We start from the raw sequence: 2,503 nt of genomic DNA, 5'->3' as shown, positions 1-2,503 counted from the left end.
CGCAGATGGTGTTACCCATCCCTCCGTCGCGCCCCCGGTGTGAGTGTCCTTCCCTCTCCCCCCCCCCCCCCCCCCCCCCCCCCCCCCCGGGCCTCTGCTACATCTGGCCCTGGTCCATCAAGCCGCCGGCGCGCGTCCGTGCCTGCGTTCCGAGTGCCTGGTCGGCGGTATCCGCAATGGGGTCGGAGCCGTCGTCCTGCGGGTCTGCGACCCTGTGGACGACCAGTTCGGGCTGCTCGTCGACGTACTCTTCGGGCTCGGGCATGGGGTTCTCCTTCTTCGGGGCGTCAAGCACCTGGACCAACGAGCCGTCCGCCACCTGATGACGCCTACCGGAGGCAACTGGCTGGCAGCCGGTCTGTGCGGACTGACGGCGACCGTCCCTCGGAGAGCCCGATCGCTCTCGCGCTCCGCCGGGCGATGGCCCGCTCCTCGGCGTGAACGAGAGGCATTGACAGCCCGGCGGCCTCCAGAAGTCGGTGGAATCCGGGGACCGCGCCCGTGCTACTTGCCGACCGCGTAGACGATGTCGTCCGTGAGGTACTTGTCGCCGACGGTCGCCTCGTAGGTCCCCAGGTTCGACGTGATGGCGGCCTCGGCCTTCGCCTTGACCGGGGCGGGAGCGCCGACGGCGCGCTCCCAGTGTCCCGGAGTTGCCCAACCTGGCCCGAAGAGCAGCATCGCACCGGTCCGGCCTCCGAGCTCTGGACTCCCACCCTGCACTGCCGCTGCACGATGGCAGCGCGGCCAGAGGTGGTGGTTGTCAGTGCTTGATGTCGATCTTCCCCTGTCCGCCCATGGCGCCGACGCCCATCTCCGCTCCGCCACCGACAAACGAACCGATGTACTCGCCGTCCAGGCCCCACAGGTTGATGTTGAACATGGCCGCGGTGGTGGTCGCCTCGAAGCGGGTGGTCCAGCCCGCGTAGTCGGACAGGTGGCCGTTGGTCCACAGGGTGCCCCAGACGTCTCCGCCTCCGACGCTCAGGCCGCCTCCGGCACCGGTGATCTCGTACTCGACGCCCTTCTCGTCGGTGAAGTCCCCGGAGAAACCGCCCCCGAGGACCGAGAAGGAGTGCACGGACCCGGAGTAGGAGAACTTCTTGGGGACGATCACCGCTTGCCCCGCGATCAGGTCGGGGTCGATAGCCCGCCGGGCTGTGATCAGGTCGAGGTGGGACTCGGCGGCCCGGCTGTAGTGCTCGGCCAGTTGCGGGTGGGCGGTGTCGTGAATGCTCATGGCGAGGGGTCCTCAATTCGTTTCACGGACGGCCCGGGCGCAGGTGCGCACGGCGGCTTGATCGTCCCAGCCCGCCCCGGACCCCGCTGCACCGAAAGGTGTGAACAGGCCATCGAACAGGCAAGGTTGGCTTCCGAATCACCCAGTCGACTTGCCCCACGCGGTTCCCACCCAGCCGGCACGGGAGGGGACGTTCAAGGGGCCGTGACAGCACTGTCCTCGCCCGGCGCGTCCGACGCGTCGGGGCTCAACCCGAACGTCCGCGCGCACCGCGGGTGGGAGATGGGCCAGTCGGCGGCTTCCTCGACTGTGCGCAGGGTGCGGGTGGCCTTGTCGGGGTCGGGGTGGCTGTTCCATCCGCAGTCGTGACCGTCAGAGACCTCGACCTGGTGGATTCCGTACTCGCGGGCGGTGTTGAGGGTGCCGGTGTTGTGGGCGACGGCGGAGCGGGCGGCGAGGGCGGCTTCGGCCCAGGCCCGGACGGGCATGCGGGCGCCGTTGCGGTAAACGACCCGGTCGAGGCGGTAGGCGGCGGCGAGCCGGTCGAGGCGGTAGGCGGCGGCGAGCCGGTCGGCGAGGGAACGGGCTGCGGTCGTGGCGCCGGCTCGGTCGGCGGTGAGGAGGGGAGGTCGTGGCGGACGGCGACACCGCCGCCCCCTCCGGCATGCACCGGGCTCGAAATGAACTTCCGAGGGGGCGTCGCGCAGGGCGTACAGGTCGGCGATGGCGGCCAGTTCCGCGAAGCGGGCCAGTAGCCGACGGACGGCCCGGCCGTCACCGCCGGGCACGGCCTTGGTGATCGTTTCGACCAGGGCCTCCCGTCCCGCCCTCCGGGCCGTCTCCGGTCCGACGGGCACCAGGTCTTCGACTTCTGCCTCCCCGCGCGGTGCGGCTCGCTGCTTCGGGCGCGCGGCGGCGGCTCGGGGGGTTGCCGCCCCCGCGCAGCGGAAGGTTACCTCACCCGAGAGCGTCGCAAAATCTGTGTGCGCCGGAGTAGACATTGCTCGTGGGTGGGTCTAACGTTTCTCTCGTAGACAGCAAGTCGGCGATACCGGCCAGACACGAACTGGCCGGGGTTGTTTGACAGAAGTTCGCAGTTCGGTCCGGCAGTGGAGTTCCGAAGCCAGGCAGGTGCAGGACGGCGACGGGGCTGGCTTCCGGACCGGGCGGCCCGCAGGTATCAGGGGCCGCCACCAGCGGTACCGGTAGGACGCAGTTCAGTGAGTGCAGTACCGGCAGTCGCGAGACAGGCACGGCCTCGGC

4 protein-coding genes are annotated in these 2,503 nt (G+C 70.2%); all 4 read right to left on the bottom strand.

What is annotated here, in order from left to right:
* Positions 1-97 precede the first annotated feature (97 nt).
* The gene (locus tag AC07BF_RS37745; RefSeq protein WP_363580993.1) at positions 98-265 is read right to left on the bottom strand and encodes a hypothetical protein; all 168 of its coding nucleotides are present in this window, start codon (positions 263-265) and stop codon (positions 98-100) included.
* 239 nt (positions 266-504) lie between these two features.
* Positions 505-681: a hypothetical protein gene (locus AC07BF_RS37740; protein ID WP_478334600.1), complete on the bottom strand. Its 177-nt coding sequence runs from the start codon at positions 679-681 to the stop codon at positions 505-507.
* Between the two features lie 82 nt (positions 682-763).
* Complete coding sequence (locus AC07BF_RS37735) at positions 764-1,240, bottom strand: hypothetical protein (protein WP_363580989.1); 477 nt, start codon at positions 1,238-1,240, stop codon at positions 764-766.
* 194 nt (positions 1,241-1,434) lie between these two features.
* On the bottom strand, positions 1,435-2,097 hold the full coding sequence (locus AC07BF_RS37730) for a hypothetical protein (RefSeq protein WP_478334599.1): 663 nt from the start codon (positions 2,095-2,097) through the stop codon (positions 1,435-1,437).
* Positions 2,098-2,503: the final 406 nt, after the last annotated feature.

This window comes from Kitasatospora sp. NPDC043950 (assembly GCF_056435345.1).
This window is presented reverse-complemented; position numbering and strand designations above follow the sequence as displayed.

What these genes read in the sequence shown, in the direction of transcription:
- AC07BF_RS37740 (WP_478334600.1), bottom strand. Translation starts at nt 681, where the DNA reads ATGCTGCTCTTCGGGCCAGGTTGGGCAACTCCGGGACACTGGGAGCGC.
- AC07BF_RS37735 (WP_363580989.1), bottom strand. Translation starts at nt 1,240, where the DNA reads ATGAGCATTCACGACACCGCCCACCCGCAACTGGCCGAGCACTACAGC.
- AC07BF_RS37745 (WP_363580993.1), bottom strand. Translation starts at nt 265, where the DNA reads ATGCCCGAGCCCGAAGAGTACGTCGACGAGCAGCCCGAACTGGTCGTC.